Origin of the sequence: Pseudomonas frederiksbergensis, assembly GCF_900105495.1 — a bacterium.
Classification (GTDB): Bacteria; Pseudomonadota; Gammaproteobacteria; order Pseudomonadales; family Pseudomonadaceae; genus Aquipseudomonas; species Aquipseudomonas frederiksbergensis.
This window is the reverse complement of sequence record NZ_FNTF01000002.1, coordinates 1,393,800-1,414,625: the sequence shown is the minus strand read 5'-3', so window position 1 is coordinate 1,414,625 and position 20,826 is coordinate 1,393,800. Positions and strand designations below refer to the sequence as shown.

15 protein-coding genes and 1 pseudogene are annotated in these 20,826 nt (G+C 60.6%); 2 read left to right on the top strand and 14 right to left on the bottom strand.

What is annotated here, in order from left to right; genetic code table 11:
* Window positions 1-46: 46 nt before the first annotated feature.
* Together BLW70_RS31420 and BLW70_RS31415 are read left to right on the top strand one after the other, a co-directional pair.
* A pseudogene (locus tag BLW70_RS31420) lies at window positions 47-1,126 on the top strand (methyl-accepting chemotaxis protein); the annotation flags it as partial.
* On the top strand, window positions 1,112-1,984 hold the full coding sequence (locus BLW70_RS31415; protein WP_413037959.1) for a methyl-accepting chemotaxis protein: 873 nt from the start codon (window positions 1,112-1,114) through the stop codon (window positions 1,982-1,984). The pseudogene BLW70_RS31420 and the gene BLW70_RS31415, both read left to right, overlap by 15 nt.
* Window positions 1,985-2,437: 453 nt before the next feature.
* On the opposite strand, the gene mdoH is transcribed toward BLW70_RS31415, so the two are convergent.
* The 14 genes from mdoH to BLW70_RS06970 all read right to left on the bottom strand — a co-directional run bounded on the left by mdoH (window position 2,438) and on the right by BLW70_RS06970 (window position 20,743).
* Window positions 2,438-5,008: a glucans biosynthesis glucosyltransferase MdoH gene (mdoH, locus tag BLW70_RS07040; RefSeq protein WP_074872838.1), complete on the bottom strand. Its 2,571-nt coding sequence runs from the start codon at window positions 5,006-5,008 to the stop codon at window positions 2,438-2,440.
* Window positions 5,001-6,836, bottom strand: coding sequence for a glucan biosynthesis protein G (locus BLW70_RS07035; RefSeq protein WP_074872835.1), 1,836 nt, complete (start codon window positions 6,834-6,836; stop codon window positions 5,001-5,003). The genes mdoH and BLW70_RS07035 overlap by 8 nt, the downstream gene beginning before the upstream one ends.
* A 321-nt stretch (window positions 6,837-7,157) precedes the next feature.
* Window positions 7,158-7,595 (bottom strand): D-aminoacyl-tRNA deacylase, encoded by a 438-nt coding sequence (gene dtd / locus BLW70_RS07030; protein WP_074872833.1) that lies wholly within the window; start codon window positions 7,593-7,595, stop codon window positions 7,158-7,160.
* Window positions 7,592-8,563 carry a prolyl aminopeptidase gene (pip, locus tag BLW70_RS07025; protein WP_074872830.1) on the bottom strand — a complete coding sequence of 324 codons (972 nt, stop codon included), beginning with the start codon at window positions 8,561-8,563 and terminating at the stop codon, window positions 7,592-7,594. Before pip ends, dtd begins: the two co-directional genes overlap by 4 nt.
* Before the next feature lie 113 nt (window positions 8,564-8,676).
* Window positions 8,677-9,597 carry an alpha/beta hydrolase gene (locus BLW70_RS07020; RefSeq protein WP_074872827.1) on the bottom strand — a complete coding sequence of 307 codons (921 nt, stop codon included), beginning with the start codon at window positions 9,595-9,597 and terminating at the stop codon, window positions 8,677-8,679.
* A gap of 207 nt (window positions 9,598-9,804) precedes the next feature.
* On the bottom strand, window positions 9,805-10,752 hold the full coding sequence (locus tag BLW70_RS07010) for a choline ABC transporter substrate-binding protein (RefSeq protein WP_074872821.1): 948 nt from the start codon (window positions 10,750-10,752) through the stop codon (window positions 9,805-9,807).
* Window positions 10,753-11,004: 252 nt separating this feature from the next.
* A complete protein-coding gene (gene hutG / locus BLW70_RS07005) occupies window positions 11,005-11,805 on the bottom strand; it encodes an N-formylglutamate deformylase (protein WP_074872819.1) in 801 nt (266 codons plus the stop codon).
* Window positions 11,806-11,815: 10 nt separating this feature from the next.
* Complete coding sequence (gene hutI / locus BLW70_RS07000; protein WP_074872816.1) at window positions 11,816-13,021, bottom strand: imidazolonepropionase; 1,206 nt, start codon at window positions 13,019-13,021, stop codon at window positions 11,816-11,818.
* 133 nt (window positions 13,022-13,154) lie between these two features.
* Window positions 13,155-14,687, bottom strand: coding sequence for a histidine ammonia-lyase (gene hutH / locus BLW70_RS06995; RefSeq protein WP_074872813.1), 1,533 nt, complete (start codon window positions 14,685-14,687; stop codon window positions 13,155-13,157).
* Window positions 14,688-14,802: 115 nt separating this feature from the next.
* Window positions 14,803-16,326 (bottom strand): histidine ammonia-lyase, encoded by a 1,524-nt coding sequence (hutH, locus tag BLW70_RS06990; protein ID WP_074872810.1) that lies wholly within the window; start codon window positions 16,324-16,326, stop codon window positions 14,803-14,805.
* Between the two features lie 158 nt (window positions 16,327-16,484).
* Window positions 16,485-17,315, bottom strand: coding sequence for a quaternary amine ABC transporter ATP-binding protein (locus BLW70_RS06985; protein ID WP_074872806.1), 831 nt, complete (start codon window positions 17,313-17,315; stop codon window positions 16,485-16,487).
* The gene (locus BLW70_RS06980; RefSeq protein WP_074872803.1) at window positions 17,312-18,163 is read right to left on the bottom strand and encodes an ABC transporter permease; all 852 of its coding nucleotides are present in this window, start codon (window positions 18,161-18,163) and stop codon (window positions 17,312-17,314) included. Before BLW70_RS06980 ends, BLW70_RS06985 begins: the two co-directional genes overlap by 4 nt.
* 70 nt (window positions 18,164-18,233) lie before the next feature.
* The gene (locus BLW70_RS06975) at window positions 18,234-19,202 is read right to left on the bottom strand and encodes an ABC transporter substrate-binding protein (protein WP_074872800.1); all 969 of its coding nucleotides are present in this window, start codon (window positions 19,200-19,202) and stop codon (window positions 18,234-18,236) included.
* Between the two features lie 68 nt (window positions 19,203-19,270).
* Window positions 19,271-20,743, bottom strand: coding sequence for a purine-cytosine permease family protein (locus BLW70_RS06970; protein WP_074872797.1), 1,473 nt, complete (start codon window positions 20,741-20,743; stop codon window positions 19,271-19,273).
* Window positions 20,744-20,826: the final 83 nt, after the last annotated feature.

The window sequence follows — 20,826 nt, the reverse complement described above, 5'->3', positions numbered from 1 at the left end:
ACAGATTCCCGGCTGCCAGCCGACACAGTTCCCATAAAACCAACAAATGGTTCGAGGGAGTTGCAGCATGTACCGATGGCTAGCCGAGAAACTGGGGAACGTCAGCGTCAATCGCAAACTGAGTGTCGGCTTCGGTCTGGTGCTGCTGCTTACCTTGTTGATCACCTTCACCGGTTGGACCGGCCTGAGCGGCGTGATGAGTCGCGGTGACAAGCTGGGGTTTATTGCCAGCCTCAATGACCTGACCAAAGACCTGCGCCTGGCCCGTCTGGATTACGAAATGCGTCGCGGCGACCAAGGCCCCGGGGCGGTCAACGAGCTGCTCGGCCAACTCGATACCGGCTTGAAAACCGCGCGCACGCTGATCGAACAACCGGCCGACGCGGCCATGATCGACCAGCAACTGGCCGCCGTCAGTGAGTACAAACAAGCCTTCACCGCCATGACCCAGGCTGGCGCCCACCGCGAAGACGCCCGCAGCAAACTCGGCGCCACTGCCGACAACGCCGTGGCCCGTGTCGCCGAGGTCGAAAAATCCATGCTGCAAGGTGACAGCGTCGCCGATTTCAACAGCGTGATCGATCTGAGCAAACTGATCCAGCAAGCGCGTTTCCAGGTGCGCGGTTACACCTACAGCGGCAAGACCGAGGCCGAGCAACCGGCGCTGGACGCCATCGACAACGCGCTGAAGAACCTCGAAAGCCTGCCCTCCAAACTGCCGGAACAGCACATCGCCAACCTGCAGCAGGCCACTGACTCGCTCAAGGCCTATCGCGCCGCCGTCAGCCAGTTCCGAGACTCTCAGGTAGCCAGCGCTGCCGCGCTTAAGCGCATGGCCGTGCAAGGCGATCTCCTGCTCGATGTCAGCAAAAAACTCACCGCGTCGCAAACCATCGTCCGCGACACCGACGCCGCGCACGCCAAAAACCTGTTGCTACTGGCCACTGTCCTGGCGCTGGCCTTCGGCATGCTTGCCGCGTGGGCCATCACCCGCCAGATCGTGATTCCCCTTAGCCAGACCCTCAAGGTGGCAGAGCGTGTTGCTGCCGGCGACCTGACCCAAAACCTGATCTCTGAGCGTCAGGATGAACTCGGCCAGCTACAGCGCTCCATGCAGAGCATGACCCTGGGCCTGCGCGAATTGATCGGTGGCATCGGTGACGGCGTCACGCAAATCGCCAACGCTGCCGAAGAACTGTCGGCAGTCACCGAGCAGACCCGCGCTGGCGTCAACAGCCAGAAGGTCGAGACCGATCAGGTGGCCACTGCCATGAACGAAATGACCGCCACCGTGCAGGAAGTTGCGCGTAACGCCGAAGAAGCGTCCGAAGCGGCCGTCGCCGCTGACCAGCAGGCCCGCGAAGGTGACAAAGTGGTCGGCGAAGCCATCGCCCAGATCGAGCGCCTGGCCACGGAAGTCGGCCACTCCACCGAAGCCATGGGGCATCTCAAACGCGAAAGCGACAAGATCGGCAGCGTGCTCGACGTGATCAAATCCGTGGCTCAGCAAACCAACCTGCTGGCCCTCAACGCCGCTATCGAGGCCGCCCGTGCCGGTGAAGCCGGACGTGGGTTTGCGGTGGTCGCCGACGAAGTCCGCAGCCTGGCCCAGCGTACGCAGAAATCCACCGAAGAAATTGAAGAGCTGATCGTCGGCCTGCAAACCGGTACCCAGCAAGTCGCGACCATCATGGACAACAGCCGCAGCCTGACCGACAGCAGCGTCGAACTGACCCGCCGCGCCGGTGGCTCGCTGGAAAGCATCACACGCACCGTGTCGGCGATTCAGTCGATGAACCAGCAGATCGCCGCCGCGGCCGAGCAGCAGAGTGCCGTGGCCGAAGAGATCAACCGCAGCGTGCTGAACGTGCGCGACGTGTCCGAGCAGACCTCGGCAGCCAGTGAAGAGACCGCGGCGTCCAGCGTTGAACTGGCACGGTTGGGGACGCATCTGCAGATGCTGGTGGGCAGGTTCAAGGTTTGAGGTGATGTGAATGCCTCGGTTCGCACAGGACCGAGGTGAGACCTTCGCGAGCAAGCCCGCTCCCACAGGGGATATGTGTCGATCACAAAGCCAATGTGGGAGCGGGCTTGCTCGCGAAAGCGATCGAACAGGCACTGAGGTCAGAGAACCTGGCGCAAGAACGCCTGCGCCCGCGGATCCTTCGGTGCATCGAAGAATTCGGCCATTGGGCTTCTTTCTGTTTCATGGGTTTAGCAAAATCCGAAAGTTATGTCGCCAGGAAGACCGTCATCGCCAGCAGGCTGGCTCCCACACTGGATCCGTGGCGTACACAAATCCCCTGTGGGAGCCAGCCTGCTGGCGATGGGAGCGACGCGGTCGAACCGATCGAGCCTTATTCCATGTCCTTGAAGGATTTGCTGCCTGATGCCGCTCATCAGCGCAAAAAAAACCCCGCTTTCGCGGGGTTTTTTATCAGGCCAACTGAGGCTGCACACTCAGCGGCTTGAGCGGCAACAGCGGCGCATGGGGATCGGCTTTCACCGATTTACGCCACGCTTGCAGCCACTCGGGGTGGGCTTCGTTCCAGACCTGCTCATGCAGGCGACCCAGCGCTACCGGGTCACTGAGCAGTTGCACCCGCTCATCGTTGCTCAGACCCTCTGGCCCGACTTTCAGCGCATGACGCACCCGTTCGATCCGCAGCCACTCGATCGGCTCGGCCTCACGGTGGCGTGAAGTCGCCAGCGAGCATGCCAAGGCATTCTGCTGTGGATCGACCACTGCCCGGACGAAGCCGTCGTTCAGCGCATGCCAACGGTTTTCGTGGGTGTACTGGTCGGTCGCCACCAACGCCTGTGGCGGATTGTATTCCTCAGGGATCAGGAACAGGCTTTCGTCACGGGACTTGAGGCCCAGGCCGACTCGACTGGAGATCACCGACACCGGAATCGATAGCATCAACGAACCGACGATCGGCACCAGCCACCAGAGGAAGCTCGGGTTCAGCCAGATCACCAGCAGGGCCCAGAAGAAGCCCAGCAAGGTTTGCGGACCGTGGCGCTTGACCGCTTCGCTCCACGGCGTGGAGTCGTCGTCACGTTGCGGCGAGTTCCAGGTCGCGGCCCAGCCGAGAAACGCGGCGAGCACGAAGCGGGTGTGGAAAATCATCCGTACCGGCGCCAGCAGCATGGAGAACAGCATCTCCAGCAGCATCGACATCGTTACCTTGAACTTGCCACCGAACTCTTTCGCGCCCTTGGCCCAAATCAGGATGATGCTCAACAACTTCGGCAGGAACAGCAGCACGACGGTGGTCGAGAACAGCGCGATCGCCTTGTCCGGGTGCCATTGTGGCCACAACGGATAGAGCTGACGTGGCTCCAGGAAGTACTGCGGCTCCATCAGCGTGTTGGTCGCCAGCAGCGCCGTCGACAGCACGAGGAAGAAGAACCACAACGGTGCCGACAGGTAAGACATCACACCCGTCAGGAACACCGCACGGTGCACCGGGTGCATGCCTTTTACCAGGAACAGCCGGAAGTTCATCAGGTTGCCGTGACACCAGCGACGGTCACGCTTGAGTTCGTCCAGCAGGTTTGGCGGCAATTCTTCGTAGCTGCCCGGCAAGTCGTAGGCAATCCACACACCCCAGCCGGCACGGCGCATCAGCGCCGCTTCAACGAAGTCGTGGGACAGAATTGCACCGGCAAACGCGCCTTTACCGGGCAACGGCGCCAGGGCGCAGTGCTCGATGAACGGCTTCATGCGGATGATCGCGTTGTGGCCCCAGTAGTGGGATTCGCCCAACTGCCAGAAGTGCAGACCGGCGGTAAACAGCGGACCGTACACCCGGGTAGCGAACTGCTGCATGCGGGCATACAGCGTATCCATGCCCGATGCGCGCGGTGCGGTCTGGATGATCCCGGCGTCCGGAGTGGCTTCCATCAAGCGCACCAGACTGGTCAGGCAATCGCCGCTCATCACGGAGTCGGCGTCGAGCACCACCATGTACTTGTAATCACCGCCCCAACGACGGCAGAAGTCGTCGAGGTTACCGCTCTTACGCTTGACGCGACGGCGACGGCGGCGATAGAAAATCTTGCCGAAGCCCTTGGCTTCGCGGCAGACGTCCAGCCAGGCTTGTTGCTCGGCGACGCAGATATCGGCGTCGTTACTGTCGCTGAGGACAAAGAAGTCGAAGCGATCCAGGTCACCCGTGGCCGCGACCGACTCGAAGGTCGCCCGCAGACCGGCAAACACTCGCGGCACGTCTTCGTTGCAGATCGGCATCACCAAAGCGGTGCGCGCGCTCTTGGGGATCGGCTCGTTACCGGCGCTTTTACCGGATATGCGGTATTTGTCATGGCCGGTGAGCAACTCGAGGAAGCCCATCAGCGCGGTCCAGAAACCGGCCGATACCCAGCAGAACAGAATCCCGAACAAAATCAGGATGCTGGTTTGCAGCGCATACGGCAGCACTTGCGTAGCCGTTTGCGACAACGGTTGATGCAGCACTTCGTTCAGGTCGACGAACGACCAGCCCTGGTACGGCATGATGCCTTTCATGTACCAGCCGGCAACGATGGTCTGGCCGAGCATCAGTACCAACAGAATGTAGCGACGGATCGAACCGACGGTGCGCCAGCGAGCCGCCGGCAGCACATTTTCATCCTTGGGCGGGGCCGGCGGATTGGTGCGACCGGTCAGACGACGCCAGCCACGCACCAGAATATTGGTGCGCCACGGCTCCGGCACGACTTTGGTCCGACGAATCGGCGGGGTCGCCCGCAGGCAAACCCGGCCGCTGGCGTCGAGCATCAGCATTTCAGCGTCGGCCAGTTCTTCGGCAGTGTTCAGGGTCAGGCGACGACCCACCGAAGCTTGAGCAGCCTCGGTCGGCGCGTCGAATGTCGAGGACGAAAGGCGCTCATGCAATTCGCTGAAAGACTGGCAACCCGCGAGTTCCGCGCGCTGCTGGTCGGTCATCGGCAGATGCGCCAGATACTCGGCAAGAGTCTCTGGCTGTACTTGAGAATTACTCATCGGCAGGCAACTGATAGCTCCAGGTCTCGGTCAGGACTTCTTCAGTCGGTACCGATTCCGGTGTGGCTGGGACCGCTTCGGCAGCGACTGGCTGCTTGGCGTCTTTGTTGTCCGTGTCCTTGGAATCTGCGACTGGCTTGGCTTCGGCCGGCTTGGCTTCAACCTGCTTGGCCTCGGCTTGCTTGGTTTCCTTCGCTTCCTTGGCCAGCTTCTCCTGCTGCCGAGCGGCGATCTTGTCAGCCTTGGCGACGGAAGAGTTGGAGGCTGGCGACGATGTCTTGGCCAGGTCGGCAGTCACGGCGTTCTTGACCAGTGCAGCACGCATCTCGGTAGGCTTGCTCGGGTCCTTGATTTTCATCCGCAGCGTCAGGCGCCAGCCCTTGGTTTCAGGGTTGTAACGTACGCTGTTCTCGACCAGCTCGGCATTTTCGCCAACGCTGACCTGGCTACGAACTTCCGTAGCTTCCGGCAATACCGCAAGGGACGGGCCTTCGAAGTCCACCAGATAAGCCACGCTGCCGTCCGGCTGACGAATCAGGTTGGACTGTTTCACGTCACCCGTGGAACGCAGGGTCTGTTGAACCCAGGCGCTGTCCGGTGCGTGAAGCGCGGCTTCGTCGATGGTCCAGTGCATGCGATAAGCGACTTCCAGCGGCTGGCCTGGTTCAGGCAGTTTTTCCGGGCTCCAGAACGCAACGATATTGTCGTTGGTTTCGTCGGCAGTCGGAATCTCTACCAGATCGACGGAGCCCTTGCCCCAATCGCCTTTTGGTTCGATCCAGGCACTTGGGCGCTTGTCATAGCGGTCGTCGAGGTCTTCGTAGTGGCTGAAGTCACGACCACGTTGCAGCAGGCCGAAACCACGCGGGTTCTCGATCGAGAAGTTGCTCACCGACAAGTGTTTCGGATTGTTCAGTGGACGCCAGATCCACTCGCCGTTGCCGGCATGGATCGACAGACCGCTGGAGTCGTGCAGTTCGCGACGGTAGTTCAGCACTTTCGACGGCTGATTGGCGCCGAACAGGAACATGCTGGTCAGCGGCGCAACGCCAAGCTTGGTGACCTTGTCACGCAGGAACATCTTGGCCTTGACGTCGACAACGGTGTCGCTGCCCGGACGCAGGGTCAAGCGATAGGCACCGGTAGCGCGAGGCGAATCCAGCAGCGCGAAGATCACCAGGTGCTTGTCACCCGGTTTTGGCTGTTGAATCCAGAACTCGGTGAAACGCGGGAATTCTTCGCCGGACGGCAAAGCGGTATCGATGGCCATGCCGCGAGCGGACAAGCCATAGGTGTGACCCTTGCCGACAACGCGGAAGTAACTCGCGCCGAGCATGGTCATGATTTCGTCTTGCTTGTCAGCCTTGTTGATCGGGTACAGCACACGGAAACCGGCATAACCCAGTTGTTCGGTGGCTTTAGGATCGAACTTCACATCGCCGAAATCGAAACGACTTGGGTCGTATTTGATCTCTTCGACGGTGTTGGCTGTGATTTCGTTGATTTTCACCGGCGTATCGAAATGCATACCCTGGTGATAGAACGACAGCTTGAACGGAGTCTTCTGATCGGCCCACTCGGCTTTTTCAGTCAGGAAGCGGATTTTTTGATAGTCCGCGAATTTCATCTCGCGGAACTCGTTCGGCAGGTTACTGCGCGGAGCTTCGTATTTCTGCCCGGCCAGCTCTTTTGCCTTGACCGATACATCATCCAGATTGAATGCCCAAAGCTGACCGGCGCTGAGCAGGCAGAGCAGTGCAGAGCCCGCTACCAGAGCGCTTCGTAACCGTTTGGCAGACAATTTTGCATTACAGGGACTAACAATCACGAGCAACCCTCGCCGAAAACAGATCAAAAAACCAACGGCCAGTTAAAGTGCCAGTGGGGAATGCGGCATGGAAAAACCGACCCTACAGACCACTCTTGCCAAGTTGGCGAGCATTGTTCCGACTCCTATGGGGCTAAATGATTCCCCAAGAGGTTCAGGACAAGTCTCTACCTAAGTCAAAATGGACCAACGAACGCTGATCCCCGTAGCGCGCGATTATCTAGTAGGCCGCGTTACAACGCATCAGGGGTAACAAAGTATTTATCGCGAAAAACGCCTGTTTATAGTCGAAATGCCCTTAAAAACATGTTTCAAGCGCTTTCAGGTCTGTAACAGGAAGGTTACCGGGCCGTCATTGACCAAGTGCACCTGCATATCCGCGCCGAATCTACCTGATGCCACAGTGCCATGCACCTGTTTCGCTTTGCCTAATAGATAGTCGAAAAGCTCCTCGCCCAAGGCCGGAGGGGCAGCGGTCGAAAAACTCGGACGCAACCCGTTCCTGGTATCGGCGGCCAGGGTGAACTGTGAGACCAGCAGCAACCCACCGCCTACATCCGCCAGGGACAGATTCATCTTGCCCTCGGCGTCACTGAACACACGATAGTTAAGCAGTTTCTGCAAAAGTTTGTCGGCGCTCGCCCGAGTATCCTCGGGCTCAATCGCCACCAGTACCAGCAATCCTTGATCGACGGCACCCACCACCTCCCCCGCTACCTCGACTCGTGCGCCACGCACACGCTGCAGCAGGCCCTTCATGCTTCTTCAGGGGCCAGGTCGAGCATACGATGGGCCATCAGATCGGCGGCGCGAACCAGTGCGTCAGTAATGCCAGGTTCGGAGGCGGCATGGCCGGCGTCACGGATCACCTGCAATTCACTGTTCGGCCAGTTCTGATGCAGTTCCCAGGCATTGTCCAGCGGGCAGATCACGTCGTAGCGACCGTGGACGATCACGCCAGGCAAATGGGCGATCTTGCCCATGTCGCGAATCAGCTGGTTGGGCTCAAGGAATGCATTGTTGGTGAAGTAGTGACATTCGATACGGGCAATCGACAACGCGCGCTGTGGCTCGGAGAAACGATCGACCACCATCGGGTTCGGGCGCAGAGTGGCGGTCCGGCCTTCCCAGGTAGACCAGGCCTTGGCTGCATGCATCTGGGCGATCTGGTCGTTGCCGATCAGGCGCTTATGGAAAGCCGAGAGCAAGTCTTCGCGCTCGTCCAGCGGAATTGGCGCGATGTAGTCCTGCCAGTAATCGGGGAACAGACGACTGGCGCCACACTGGTAGAACCACTCGATTTCCTGCGGGCGGCAGAGAAAAATCCCGCGCAGAATCAGACCGTGCACACGCTCTGGATGGGTTTGCGCGTAGGCAAGTGCCAGGGTCGAGCCCCACGAACCGCCGAACAACACCCATTTATCGATGCCCAGGTGCTGGCGAATTCGCTCAAGGTCGGCGACCAGATCCCAGGTGGTGTTGTTTTCCAGGCTGGCGTGGGGCGTGGAACGACCGCAACCGCGCTGGTCGAAGGTCACAATACGATACAGGTTTGGATCGAAATACCGACGGCTCTGGGCATCACACCCGGCGCCGGGGCCGCCGTGGATGAACACAACCGGCAAACCTTCCGGCGAACCGCTTTCGTCGACATACAGCGTGTGGGTTTCATCGACGGCCAGATCGTGCCGGGCGTGGGGTTTGATCTGCGGGTACAAAGTCTGCATTGCGCGCTCCGTAAGGGGTCGAGGTCATCCCTGGGGGGACTTCTATTATTCTGCCGTCCGGCATCATAAACCCGAATTACGCTAATGAGCATGCCCTGCAGAGTCAGAGTTTTTCAGCCGGTTTTTTCAGACAAATAGCTGAGCAGCGTTTCGTAGAGTGCATCGACCTCGGCGACCTGCCCCCGAGCCCGCAAACAGCCGTGGACCAAGCCCTCACCGTAACAAAGCGTCGCAGCCACGCCCGCTGCGTTCAATCGCTCGGCGTAGAGCACGCCGTCATCGCGCAACGGGTCGAATTGCGCCACGGCGATCAAGGCCGGCGGTAGCCCAGTGAAATCCTCGGCGAGCAACGGCATCGCATAGGCACTTGGCTGGCCGGTGCCGCGCAAATACAGGGCGTGATAACAATCCAGGTCGCTGCTGCTGAGCAAGGGAGCATCGGTGCATTCACTGCGCGACGGCAATCGGTGATCGCCGCCCAACCCCGGATAAATCAGCACCTGCGCCGCCGGCAATGGCTCGCCCGCATCGCGCAGCGCCAGGCACAACGCCGCTGCAAGGTTGCCACCGGCGCTGTCCCCGGCCACCAGCGTTCGCTCGGGATCGAGGCGGAATGGCCCGGTTCGTAGCGCGCGCCAGACACCCAGACAATCCTCGAACGCCGCCGGAAACGGATATTCCGGCGCCAACCGATAATCGACGGCAATCACCAGCACGCCGAGCGTCGACGCCAGTTCGGCGCAGATGAAGTCGTGGGAGTCCAGGTCCCCCACCACCCAACCGCCGCCGTGCAGATAAACGATGCACGGGCAACCGCCGGTCGGTGGCGAAACCGGCGGCTGATAGGACCGCACCGGCACGCCGGCCAATTCGAAATCCACCACATAAAGCCCGGCGGGTCGCGACGGAGTGAACGCCCGGCACATGTCGCTGTAGGCCCGGCGCAAACCGTTGAGGCTGCTGTCGGTACTGTTGAAGCTGACGGTTTTCTCGACGAAAGCTGTCATCTGTGCAGAAAGCGGGTAAGGAGCCATGAGTCAGGTGCCGGTCAGTTCAGCGGTTTGGGATTGGAACTCAGTTCTGTGGCGAGGGAGCTTGCTCCCGCTGGATGCGCAGCAGCCCCCAAACCATTCAACCGAGTTTTATCAGATACACCCGACCAGCCGGGTTTACGACGGCTTCGCCGCCGAGCGGGAGCAAGCTCCCTCGCCACAGACAGCGTACATGCCGAGAATTGGTGATCAGTTTTTCAAACTGGCCTGAACCGTCGCCACGCCATCCTTGCCATCGAAGCTGCTGACACCGGCGAGCCAACGCTGCAGATCCTCGGGATGATCACGCAGCCATTGCTTGGCAACATCCTGAGGCGTCTTGCGCTCCATGATCGGCACCATCAACTGGCTTTCCTGGGCGGCGGTGAAGGTCAGGTTTTCCAGCAGGCGATTCACGTTCGGGCAGCGCTGGGCGTAGTCCGGGGCGGTCACGGTGGAGACAGTGGCGGCGCCCTCGTTCGGGCCGTAAACGTCTTCACTGCCGGTCAGGTAGGCGACCTTCATGTTGATGTTCATCGGGTGCGGGGTCCAGCCAACGAACACCACGAATTCCTTGCGATTCACCGCCCGCTGAACAGCGGCCAGCATGCCGGCCTCGCCTGACTCGATCAGCTTGAAATCCTTCAAGCCAAATTGATTGGTCTCGATCATGGTCTTGATGGTGGTATTGGCGCCGCTGCCCGGCTCGATGCCGTAGATCTTGCCGCCGAGCTGATCCTTGAATCTGGCGATATCGGCGAAGGTTTTCAGCCCCGCTTCGGCGACGTACTCAGGTACTGCGAGCGTTGCCTGGGCGTCGGCCAGGCTCGGTTTGTCCATGACTTTCACTTGATTGGCAGCGAGGAACGGCGCGATGTTTTTGTCCATCGCCGGTTTCCAGTAACCGAGGTAGATGTCCAGGCGCTTGTCGCGGATGCCGGCGAAGATGATTTGCTGCACGGCGCTGGTTTGCTTGCTTTCGTAGCCCAGGCCATTGAGCAGTACGTCAGCTACGCCGCTGGTGGCGATCACGTCGGTCCAGTTGACCACGCCCATGCGCACGGCCTTGCAGGAAGCGTCGTCACTGGCCAGGACGCTGGTGCTCAGCACAGCCGTGCCGCAGAGGATTGAGAGACAGCGGGTAAACAGTCTTTTCATTGGGAGGATCTCGTGCGGCAGCGGATTATTGTCGGGCCGGTGTCTTTGTGCACCGTGGGCCAAACATTACGCAGCGTCGAGAGGGCAAAAGCGAACTGTGGCGACCGTGTTTTGCACGGTGGCGACTGTTCGAGTCGATCGTTCCCACGCTCTGCGTGGGAATGCAGCCCGTGACGCTCCGCGTCACTGGACGCGGAGCGTCCCTTGAGGCATTCCCACGCGGGAGCGTGGGAACGATCAGTCAGCGATCAGTCATCCGTAATGCTTTTCGCCCCAGGCCAGCAGCCCTTGCAGCAATTCCTTGAGCACCACCTGCGTCGGTGCCGCCAGGTCCGGGCGATAGCGGAACGGCTCGAACTCTTCCATGTACGTGCACTGGCCCAACTCCAGTTGCACCGCATGGATGTTCTCGGCGGGATTGCCGTAATGCCGGGTGATGTGGCCGCCCTTGAAGCGACCGTTCAGCACATGGCTGTAATCGCCGTGGCGTGCGCAGATGGCTTCCAGCTGAGAGGCCAACTGTGGATCGCAACTGGCGCCGTTGAAGGTGCCGAGGTTGAAGTCCGGCAGCTTGCCATCGAACAGGTGCGGGATGATCGAGCGGATCGAGTGCGCATCGAACAAAAGTGCGTAGCCGAACTCGGCTTTCAGCCGCGCCAGCTCGTTCTGCAAGGTGCTGTGATACGGCGTCCAGATCTGCTCCAGATAAGTCGCGCGCTCTGCGGCCGATGGCTCATGCCCTTCACGGAACAACGCAATGCCATCGAACAGCGTCGCCGGGAACAGACCGGTGGTCGCGCCGGCATACAACGGCTTGTCGTCAGACGGTCGATTCAGGTCAATGACAAAACGCGAGTACTCGGCGGCCAAGGTGCTGGCGCCCAGCTCGGCAGCAAACTCGTAAAGCTGCGGAATATGCCAGTCAGTGTCCGGCAGGCTTTTCGCGTCGGGGATCAACCCGGCTTCGACCGTCGGGGTCAGGCGCAGGCCGGCGTGGGGCATGCTGATCAGCAGCGGTACACGACCTTGTTTGAAGTTCAGGACCTTATCCACAACTGTTCTCCTAAATGCTCACTTCAACGCCGTGACGCACGACGCGTTTTTCCAGGTCACCGCCCAGCCAGTACGACAGGTCGGCCGGACGATCGATTTGCCAAGCGACGAAATCCGCACACTTGCCGACTTCCAGCGAACCGTGGGTTTCAGCCATGCCCAGCGCGGTGGCGGCGTGAATCGTTGCCCCGGCCAAGGCTTCCTCCGGGGTCATGCGGAAACAGGTGCACGCCATGTTCAGCATCAAACGCAACGACAGTGCCGGCGAGGTGCCGGGGTTGAGGTCGCTGGCGATGGCGATTTTCACGCCGTGCTTGCGCAGCGCCTCCATCGGCGGCAATTGGGTTTCCCGCAGGAAGTAAAAGGCGCCGGGCAGCAACACCGCGACGGTGCCGGACTTGGCCATGGCGATGGCGTCGTCTTCGGTCATGAATTCCAGGTGATCGGCCGATAGTGCGTGGTAACGCGCAGCCAGACTCGAGCCATGCAACGACGACAACTGTTCGGCGTGCAGTTTCACCGGCAAACCGAGCTGCTGCGCGGTGATGAACACCCGCTCGACCTGCGCCGGCGAAAACGCCAGGTATTCGCAGAACGCGTCCACCGCATCCACCAGCCCTTCGGCGGCCAGGGCCGGGAGCATCTCGGCGCAGATGTGATCGATGTAGTCGTCGGCACGGTCCGCGTATTCCGGCGGCAAGGCGTGAGCGGCCAGGCAGGTGCTGCGCACGCTGACCGGGAGCTCGGCGCCGAGACGGCGGATGACCCGCAGGATCTTGCGTTCGCTGGCCAGGTCCAGGCCGTAGCCGGATTTCATTTCGACCGTAGTCACGCCGTCGCGCATCAGGCTCTTCAGACGCTTGGCGGCGCTGGCGAACAGTTCATCTTCAGTGGCCGCACGAGTGGCGCGCACGGTGCTGGCGATGCCACCACCGGCCGCGGCGATTTCTGCATAGCTGACGCCTTGCAGACGTTGTTCGAATTCACCGCTGCGATTACCGCCGAACACCGTGTGGGTGTGGCAGTCGATCAGGCCCGGCGTCACCCAGGCCCCTTTAAGATCATTGACTGCCGGGTACTCGCCCGCCGGCAGTTCGGCACGCGGGCCGATCCACTCAATGTGCGCTCCTGACGTCACGATGGCCGCATCCTCGATGATCGAGTAGACGCCTTGCGCCATGGTTGCGACGTGGCAGTGTTGCCAGAGAGTTTTCATCCCGAGTTCCTCGTCTTTGATCGTTCCCACGCTCCGCGTGGGAATGCCTCTAGGGACGCTCTGCGTCCAGTGACGCGGAGCGTCACGGGCTGCATTCCCACGCAGAGCGTGGGAACGATCGGTGGGTGGGGGGTTAGAGGCTAGGCAACAACTTCGCCGATACCAGCTCATTCAGGCAACGGGTAGCCAGCAGTTCAGTCGCCGCATTGATGTCCGGTGCGAAGAAGCGGTCTTTCTCATAGAAAGGCACTTCGGCACGCAGTATCCCGCGGGCTTTTTCGAGTTTTGGCGAGGTCTTCAGACCTTCACGCAAATCCAGGCCCTGGCAGGCCGCCAACCATTCCACCGCGAGAACCCCACGAGTGTTTTCGGCCATTTCCCACAGGCGCTTGCCGGCAGCCGGCGCCATGGACACGTGGTCTTCCTGGTTCGCGGAAGTCGGCAGGCTGTCCACCGAATGCGGATGGGACAGTGCCTTGTTCTCACTGGCCAGTGCCGCAGCAGTCACCTGGGCAATCATGAAGCCGGAGTTCACGCCGCCATTGGCCACCAGGAACGGCGGCAGTTGCGACATGTGCTTGTCCATCATCAGCGAGATACGACGTTCGCTCAGGGAACCGATTTCGGCGATAGCCAAGGCCATGTTGTCAGCAGCCATGGCGACCGGTTCAGCGTGGAAGTTACCGCCGGAAATCACGTCGCCTTCAGCGGCGAAGACCAGCGGGTTGTCCGAAACGGCGTTGGCTTCGATGGCGAGCACTTCGGCGGCCTGACGGAACTGGGTCAGGCAGGCGCCCATGACTTGCGGCTGGCAGCGCAGGGAGTACGGGTCCTGGACCTTGTCGCAGTTCTGGTGCGAGTCGGACACTTCACTGCGCTCGCCCAGCAGATCGCGGTAAGCGGCAGCGGCGTCGATCTGGCCTTTCTGGCCACGGGCGGCGTGGATGCGGGCGTCGAACGGCGAGCGCGAGCCCAGCACGGCTTCAACGGTCAGGGCGCCCAGCGCCACAGCACCAGCGAACAAGTCTTCACCTTCGAACAGACCACGCAACGCATAAGCGGTGGACACCTGAGTACCGTTGAGCAGCGCCAGACCTTCTTTTGCGGCCAGGGTCAGCGGGGTCAAACCGGCCACTTTCAGTGCTTCGGTGGCTTCCATCCACTCGCCTTTGTAGCGAGCCTTGCCTTCGCCCAGCAGCACCAGCGACATGTGGGCCAAAGGCGCCAGGTCGCCGGAGGCACCGACCGAACCTTTCAATGGAATGTGCGGATAAACCTCGGCGTTGATCAGGGCGATCAACGCGTCGATCACGACGCGACGAATGCCGGAGAAACCACGGCTCAGGCTGTTGACCTTGAGCACCATGACCAAGCGAACCAGCGCGTCGCTGATCGGCTCGCCGACACCGGCGGCGTGGGACAGCACCAGCGAGCGCTGCAGGTTTTCCAGGTCTTCGCTGGCGATGCGGGTCGAAGCCAGCAGGCCGAAACCGGTGTTGATGCCGTAAGCGGTGCGGTTCTCGGCGAGGATCTGTTCCACGCAGGCAACGCTGGCTTCGATCTGCGCCGAGGCACTGTTGTCGAGGGTGATTTTGACCGGTTGCTGATAGATATCACGCAGTTGGGCAAGGCTCAGTTGGCCGGGAATCAAATTAAGCGCAGTCACATCATTCTCCTTTTGAGAGTCTTTTATTAACTCACCAGACGCTCCGGAAATGTCCGTTGTCCGTCGCGTCTCGCCTTTTGGGGAGCCGCGCCTTGGCACGCTGGTGTGGTGGGAATCAGTTCAGGTTCGGTAATACCTTGCTCAGCAAAATCGGGTCTTTCAAAACGGCGGCGGCACTGGCGATGTCCGGTGCCAGCCAGCGGTCCTGATCGTAGGCCGGGACCCGCTCGCGCAGCACACGCCAGGCGGCACCAGTGCCGACGCCAAAGCGTTGCTCTTTCAAGAACTCAAACGCCTGAGCCGCCAACAGGTACTCGATGGCGAGGATCTGCGTGCAGTTTTCCAACGCGCGGTGCAGCTTCAGCGCGGCGTTGGTGCCCAGGCTCAGATGGTCTTCCTGCAAACCCGAGGTGACGTAGTTGTCGAGCACCGCCGGTTGCGCCAATTGGCGGTTTTCCGCACACAGCGAAGCGGCGACGTACTGGACGATCATCATTCCGGAGTTCACTCCCGGATTCGCCACCAAAAAGGCTGGCAGACCGCTGACATGCGGATTGATCAAGCGGTCCAGGCGACGTTCGGCGATGGACCCGATTTCGGCCATGGCGATTGCCAACAAGTCAGCGGCCAACGCGACCGATTGACCGTGCGGGTTGGCTTGGGACATCACCCGGAAGTCGTCCGGCGTGCCCAGCAACATCGGGTTGTCGGTGACCGAGTTGAGTTCGGTTTCGATCTGCTTTCTGGCGTGCTCAAGCTGATCGCGAGCGGCACCGTGAACTTGCGGAATCGAACGGATGCTCAGCGCATCCTGGGTACGAATGCCTTTGCTGCTGGCAATCACTTCACTGCCATCGAGCAGCGCCCGCAGGTTGATGCCGACTTGCTGCATGCCCGGGTGAGGCTTGAGCGCGATGATCTCGGCATCGAACGCGGCAATCTGGCCGCGCTGGGCTTCAAAGCTCATGGCACCGATCACGTCGGCCCATTGCAGCAGACGCATCGCGTCCGCCAGCGCCAGGCAGCTGAGGCCGGTCATGCACGGCGTGCCATTGACCAGGCACAGGCCATCTTTGGCGCCCAGTTGAACCGGTTGCAGACCTTCTTCGGCCAGGGCCTGCTGCGCGGAAACGATCTGACCGCGATAGCTGACATTGCCGACACCCAGCAGCGCGATGCTGATGTGGGCCATGTGGGTCAGGTAACCCACCGAACCCTGGGACGGCACTTGCGGGGTGATGCCGCGATTGAGCAGCGCCAACAGGGCTTCGACCACCCGGCGATGAATGCCGGATTTGCCGTGGCTGTAGTTGCGAATGGCGGCACAGATGATTGCGCGGGTCTGTTCGTCGGCCAAGGGTGCGCCGACGCCACAGGCATGACTGAGCAGGGTATTGCGTGACAATTGGCTGAGTTGTTCGTCCTTGAGCGAGACGTTGCACAACGCGCCGAGGCCGGTGTTGACGCCATAGGCGCGCTCGCCGCTGACGACGATGCGCTGGACGATGGCCTGGGCATTTTCGATCCGCGCCCAGACCTGGGGTGACAGCTCAAGCTGTGCGCCATGGCGAGCGACGGCAACCACATCCTGCCAACGCAACGGGGCGTCGGCGATAACGATTTTTTCAGCCTGGGACATCTTCAACCTCTTGAACTTGATCGTTCCCATGCTCTGCGTGGGAATGCCGCCTGGGACGCTCCGCGTCCCGTTGTCAGCGCAAGGCTCAAGCCCTGCGCATGTGTGACGCGGAGCGTCACGGGATGCATTCCCACGCAGAGCGTGGGAACGATCGGCCTTTAAACCACCGCAGCCCGCCGCTGTACGAACCGGTCCACATACTCATCCGCCGGCGAATGCAGGATCTCTCTTGGCGTGCCCACCTGGATCAGGCGGCCATCCTTGAGAATCGCAATGCGGTTGCCGATGCGCACAGCCTCGTCGAGGTCGTGGGTGATGAAGACGATGGTCTTGTGCAGGGTCTTTTGCAGCTCCAGCAACTGGTCCTGCATTTCCGCGCGAATCAGCGGGTCGAGGGCACTGAAAGCTTCGTCCATCAGGATGATGTCGGTGTCCGCCGCCAAGGCGCGAGCCAGGCCCACACGCTGGCGCATACCACCGGAAAGTTGATGCGGGTATTTGTTTTCGTAGCCCTTGAGGCCCACGGTGTTGATCCAGTGCAACGCGCGCTCGGCGCACATCTGCTTGCTCTCGCCACGCACTTTCAGGCCGTAGGCGACGTTATCCAGCACGGTCTTGTGCGGCAGCAGGCCGAAGCTCTGGAACACCATGCTGATCTTGTGCCGGCGAAATTCGCGCAGGGCTTCCATGTCGTATTGCAGGATGTCCACGCCGTCCACCAGGATCGCGCCGCTGGTCGGGTCGATCAGGCGATTGAAGTGGCGCACCAAGGTCGACTTGCCGGAACCCGACAGGCCCATGATCACGAAGATCTCGCCGGTGCCGATGCTCAGGGACAAATCGTTCACGCCGACCACGCAGCCGGTTTCGGCCAGTACCTGGTCTTTGGTCTTGCCCTGGCCAATCATGGCCAGCGCATCCTTGGAACGGTTGCCGAAAATCTTGAAGACGTTTTTGACTTCGATCTTGCTGATGGCTGCGTTGTTCATTTGCTCACCTCATGCCGTGGCCGACCATACGCCTGAGTAATGCGGTCGATGACCACTGCCAGAATCACGATCGCCAGACCGGCCTCAAGACCACGTCCGACGTTGAGGGTCTGAATCCCCACCAACACGTCTTCGCCCAAGCCACGGGCACCGATCATCGAGGCAATCACTACCATCGACAGGGCCATCATGGTGGTCTGGTTGATCCCGGCCATGATGCTCGGCAGGGCCAGCGGCAGTTGCACGCCAAACAGTTGCTGCCAGCGGTTGGCACCGAAGGCGTTGATCGCTTCCATCACTTCGCCGTCGACCTGGCGAATACCCAGATCAGTCAGGCGGATCAGCGGCGGCGCGGCGTAGATCACCGTGGCGAAAATCGCCGGGACCTTGCCCAGGCCGAACAGCATCAGCACCGGGATCAGGTACACGAAACTCGGCATGGTCTGCATGATGTCCAGCAGCGGCATCAGCACCGAACGCAGGCGATTGCTGCGCGCCGAGAGAATGCCCAGCGGAATGCCGATCAATACCGAAATGACCGTCGCTACCATCATCAGCGCCAGGGTTTGCATCAGCTTGTCCCAGAGGCCGACCGCGCCCACCAGGAACAATAAGCCAACGATCACGGCGGTGGTCACGACTTTGCGGGTCGCGTGCCAGGCAACGCCCGCCACGATCGCCAGCATCAGCCACCAAGGCGCCGCACGCAGCAGCCCTTCAAGATTGACGATGGCCCACAACAGGGTGTCGGAGATGCTGCGGAACACATCGCCGTAGTTGGTGACCAGCGAATCGACCCAACTGTTGACCCAGTCGGCGATGGAAAAGGTAAAGCTTTCGGGAAACATAAGAGACTCTCAATCAAGGGGTTGCGATCAAGCATCCGACTGCCGCTGCCGACAGTCGGAGACACTCGACCTACAAGGCCGCGTCGATCTTTTTGGCTGCGTCTTCGCTCACCCATGCGTGCCAGACTTCAGGATGTTCCTTGAGGAAGATTTTCGCCAGTTTTGGTGACTCGATCCGCTCTTTGGCCATGCGCCCGAGGTTCTGGTTCAGCAGGTCGATTGGCAGGTTGACCTTTTCCAGCACAGCCACCAGTTCCGGGGCTTGCTCGTGGAAGGTCTTGGACAGGCCGACCTTGATGGTCACGCTCTTGTCCACGCCTGGTTTCTCTTCGAGTTTGACCAGATCAACCTGGCCCATCAGCGGGGTTGGCGACCAGTAGTAGAACAGGATCGGCTCGCCACGCTTGTAGCTCGACAGCACCGCGGCATCCAGTGCCGGACCGGTGCCCGGGCGGAAGTTGGTGTAGGTGCTTTCCAGGCCATAGCTTTTGAGCATTTCGCTGTTGTCCAGCTCACAGGTCCAGCCGGCCGGGCAGTTGTAGAAACGGCCCTTGGATGGCTCTTCCTGATCCTTGAACACGGCAGCGTATTTGCCCAGATCGGCGATCGCTTTCAGGTCCGGGGCTTTAGGCTCCAGCTTGCGCTTGGCATCGCCTTCGATCACGTAACGCGGCACGTACCAGCCTTCGATCGCACCAACCACCGGAGCGCCGACACCGACGACCTTGCCGGCCTTCTCGGCCTTGTTCCAGACCTCGCTACGACCGACCCACTCTTCGGCAAACACTTGAATGTCGTTGCTGCTCAGGGCGTTTTCCATGGTGATGGAGTTGCCTGGCAGGCTGTCGACCTTGCAGTCGTAACCTTTCTCCAGCACGACTTGCATCACGTCGGTCAGCAGCATGCCGCTTTCCCAGTTCAGGCCGGCGAATTTCACCGGTTTGCCCGACTCGCACCATCCCGCCGCCTGAGTGGCTCCGGCGCCGGCCAGCAGGCCCATGGAAAGTAATGTGGTCAGCAGGGTCTTGTTCGATTTCATTGTGTGACGCTCCTAATCATGAGTTGGCTTACGGCAGTCAAGAGGCATCCAGCCCTGTCCACGTCCAATCAGGCCCGCGCCGCAGCGCGACTGGCCCCGCTTGTTATAGGTGCTGCATCGCTGTCCTGCTCGACTGGCAGGATCAGGTGATCGGGTACCGCGCTGTGCCATTTTTTCGCGCAGACGTAATACAGGCCGGCGGGAAGCACCAGACCGATGATCCAGGAAATATCCACACCACCCAGAACCTCCACCAGCGGACCGGTATAGAACTTGGTAGAGATGAACGGCAGTTGCACCAGCACACCGAAGACATAGACGCTGATACCGAGGGGGTTCCAACGGCCGTAGCGACCGTTCGGATCGGCCAGGGCCGGCACGTCATAGCGCTCGCGAGTGATGCAGTAGTAGTCCACCAGGTTGATCGCGCTCCATGGCGTGAAAAAGGCCAGCAAGAACAGGATGAAGGACTTGAACGCACCGAGGAACGAGTGCTGACCGAGCAACGCGATCAGGGTCGCCGTACCGACGATGACCAGCACGAAGACCAGACGCTGCAAGCGCGTTACTTTCAGATCACCACGGAAACCGCTGATGACCGTCGCAATGCACATGAAGCTGCCGTAGGAGTTCAGTGTGGAAATGGTGACCTTGCCGAACGCGATGCTGAAATACAGCAGCGCAGCAGTGGCACCGCTACCGCTCAAACCAACGATGTAGGCCACTTCGTGACCGGCGAATTGCCCGTTGGCCATGGCCGCGGCAAACACGCCGAGGATCATCGCCACCTGTGCACCGATAACCGAACCCGCGCCAGCGGCGAAAAAGGTTTTCACCGAAGACGTGCTGCTCGGCAGGTAGCGTGAATAGTCCGCCACGTAAGGACCGAAGGCGATCTGCCAGGACGCCGCGAGCGACACCGCGAGCAGGAAGCTGGTCCAGCTGAAATGGCGGATTTGCAGGAGTGCGCCAACGTCCGTCTGGCTCATCAGACGACTGAACAGGTAAACGAAGGCAATCACACCAATGACGCTGGCGACACGGCCAATCCAATGGATCACCCGATAACCGAGCACCGTGACCAGCACGATGACACTGGCGAAGATGAGGATCCCGACGCTGTCGCTGACGCCAAACAACTGGCCCAGCGCCTGGCCGGAAAGCACGGTGCCCGTTGCGGTGAAACCCAGGTACATCAGACACACCAGCACGATCGGGATGGCCGCGCCATACACGCCGAATTGCACCCGGCTGGAGATCATCTGCGGCAGGCCAAGCTTGGGCCCTTGTGCCGCATGCAGCGCCATTACGCCACCGCCGAGCACTTGACCGATCAACAAACCGATCAACGACCAGAACACATCACCGCCCAGCACCACGGCCAGGGCCCCGGTGACAATTGCGGTGATTTGCAGGTTGGCACCCATCCACAGGGTGAACTGGCTCAACAGACGACCGTGTCTCTCCGCTTCCGGGATGTAGTCGATCGAACGTTTCTCGATCAACGGTTTACTGCCTGCACGATCGCTGTTAACAGCCATGATTCAACCTCTGTGGATTGTTTTAATTGTTCTATCCGGTTTACCTGGACCCTGTGGGAGCGGGCTTGCCCGCGATGACGTCG